Source organism: Clostridia bacterium, from assembly GCA_012841935.1.
Classification (GTDB): domain Bacteria; phylum Bacillota; class Peptococcia; order DRI-13; family DTU073; genus DUTS01.
Window position 1 is genome coordinate 1 of sequence record DUTS01000018.1, and the last position, 2,210, is coordinate 2,210.

Here is a 2,210-nt window from a genome sequence, read left to right on the forward strand (position 1 = left end):
ATATTTTTTTATCGGTATCCCGCAAATCATTTAATTCCTCGAAAAATAACCAACCATTTTCCGCCCTGCCACTTACTAAAGCAGCAACCATAGAAGGACTTTTAAACGACAAATTTACCAACGTTTCATAGAAATTATCCTTCTTCAAAACTTTGCTATCTTTTAATAAACTCTCAATAATCTCCGAATACCTATTATAAAATTTCCCTTTATCAGACCAATTTTTAGAAGACTCGATCGGGCCCTTAATTAAAGAGCCTGCATGAAGTATAAACTTACCTTCTTTTATGGAAATTTTAGCCTGATATCTTTTATTTTTGGGATAATAAAACTTACTATTTTCAATAATTTGTTGCTCATCAAAGTCAATACCTTCCGCCTTTAAAAGAAACTCTATTTGTTCTATATATGCTTTCAAATTTGGTTTATCATATATGCTTACAATTGGCTCACTATTTCGCATGTCTTTGTTTTCCAATAAATAAGAACTACTATTCTTTAATTTATTTATAAAATAATATTCAATAAAATCAATTGTCATCGCATCAAATGAATTATTATCTGTTACAAACATAATACAAAAAGACCAAAAGACCTTTGACTTATCATGTGATAACATTCTATTGGCACCATTTCTTGATTGTCCAATATAGACTTTTGTTATCTCATTATCTTCTGCCTCATTAAATAAAAAATAGACGGCATAATTTGTACCAGACTCCAATCTTTCAACCTCTTTAATGTTTTCACGAGTAAAATAAAATGCCCTAATTTGATTAGTCCTATCCTGAAACATTTTAAATGAAGAAGCCTTTCTACTATCCGGATATAAATATGTTATAGTCTTTTGCAAAATGTCCCCCCCTTTTTATAGAATCGCTCCCTCAGCCAATCTTTCACATACACTTTAATCATCATCCGACTGAAAAGCAACTTCAATGGAAATCTTCTATTCCGCACCATGGGGCAATTCCTTAATAAAAAAGGTATTACCCTGGAAATAAGCCACAAGTCCCCAAAACTGCTAGTAAAGAACCTGTCCCCTCGCCCCGCACCCTTAACAACCCAACCCGCATCTTGTTCATCCCGGACCTCAGACACTTTTTCCTTCCCCGTTTTCCTAGGCACCGTTTCCGATGTAACAACATTTTCAGATTGACCATTCCCTTTTGTTTACTGCATACGCTCATCAAGGAAATCCCGTCCCTTCGGTTCACTTTTCCCTGGCAAATAAAAAGGGACCACTACCAAGAGAGTCTGAATTATTCCCTGTAATTCGTTCAATATTTCCTAGGTCAACTTTTTCCTTTCAATACATTCCTCCTCAGACCGATTCCGAAAAACTAACCATACCCTTTGTACAAAATTTTTAGCGGATGAATCGCCAGCCCCTTCCCTCATTTCAAACCGAGCCATTCTCTTGGCTCTCGGGGCTAACTGACGCTCGCTCTTAACAACCGATTCCACCCTAAATATAGCATAACGCAAACACTCAACTGAATCGATTTCAGTCATATACGCAAAAATTAGCGATATTATTTGCTGAAACTTCGGGAAATTTCTATCCCCAAATTAACCCATAATTTTCTCAGTTGACGATTTCAATTGTTCATCCATTTGAACAGCATTTTTAAATTCAACAATACACTCTCTCCTTTTCTTTCGATACTCATGTTTTTCCCGTAAACATTCAATAAACTCGCAAATACATTTTCGTTACGAATACCCCCGTCTCTTTTATTCACGGACCTCACCCTCTCCCAATTTAAAAACACATTTCCCTGCCTCCCCGTCCCTACCCATTTTTTTATGGCAAAACATAAAAATTCCGCCCAACCCAAGTCATCAATGTTCCGGCCAAAATAAGCAAAAATAAAGGATAATTCCAACTTCCGGTCCAATCATACAACCCACCAACCAATAACCGATTGCCTGGGCCATCCCCGATAAATCTGTCGTCTTGGAACATAATAAATTTATCTCGATAAGATTTATGTTCAAACAAATGATTAAAACGTCTTCTTAGTTTTTATTTTAGGGAAGACGTTTTAATCATTTGCCTGGTATAAATTCCAAGCTTTTGCAATTAATTTAGTTTACTTCTTTTTTTAATTCTTCTACCTCTTTTATAGTTAATTCAGCTCCCTGTGCTACTTTTTCAACTGACAAACCCATCTTCAAAAGATTTATCGCTATTTTCCTTTTGGCAT

3 protein-coding genes are annotated in these 2,210 nt (G+C 35.6%); all 3 read right to left on the reverse strand.

Annotated elements, in window-relative coordinates:
* Positions 1-796 (reverse strand): GIY-YIG nuclease family protein (locus GX687_01180; protein HHX96065.1); only part of this gene is annotated, 796 nt, incomplete at its 3' end.
* Positions 797-1,807: 1,011 nt separating this feature from the next.
* Positions 1,808-2,005 carry an MFS transporter gene (locus tag GX687_01185; GenBank protein HHX96066.1) on the reverse strand — a complete coding sequence of 66 codons (198 nt, stop codon included), beginning with the start codon at positions 2,003-2,005 and terminating at the stop codon, positions 1,808-1,810.
* An 86-nt stretch (positions 2,006-2,091) separates the two neighbouring features.
* The coding region (locus GX687_01190) for a flagellar assembly protein H (protein ID HHX96067.1) at positions 2,092-2,210 on the reverse strand (119 nt) is incomplete at its 5' end.